Below are 437 nucleotides of genomic sequence, written 5' to 3' on the forward strand. Positions count from 1 at the left end.
AAAACAAGCATTATGACAAAAAGAATTTTAATTTTTACAATTTTATTAGTTTCTGGAATTTCAGCATTTTCTCAAACAGTAAATGACATACCTATTTCTGAAATAGACGTAGAATATATCCAAATTCTTGGAACAAGTAAATTATTTAGTAGCAAAGTAACTATTGAGATAGATTTCGGACAAGAAACCAAGTTTTTTTCATCGGGAAAAGAAACACAAATTAAGAATAGTGAAGGAAAACTTGTTAAATTTAATTCAATGATTGACGCTCTAAATTTTATGAGTGCAAACGGTTACAATTTTACTCAAGCATATGCTTTTGCAGTTGGTAATCAAAATGTTTATCATTATTTAATGAAAAAGAAAACAGAATAATAACATCAGAAAATAATAATCCTTCACTACCACCAATTTTTGTTTATAAAATGGTTAATGGA

Annotated in this window: 1 protein-coding gene; it reads left to right on the forward strand. The window is 26.3% G+C overall.

The genetic code is table 11. The features are described 5' to 3' along the window. Positions 1 to 375 (forward strand): hypothetical protein (locus Q1B05_RS18650; RefSeq protein ID WP_366944409.1); only part of this gene is annotated, 375 nt, incomplete at its 5' end. Positions 376 to 437 lie beyond the last annotated feature (62 nt).

This window comes from uncultured Formosa sp. (assembly GCF_947500765.1).
Classification (GTDB): domain Bacteria; phylum Bacteroidota; class Bacteroidia; order Flavobacteriales; family Flavobacteriaceae; genus Formosa.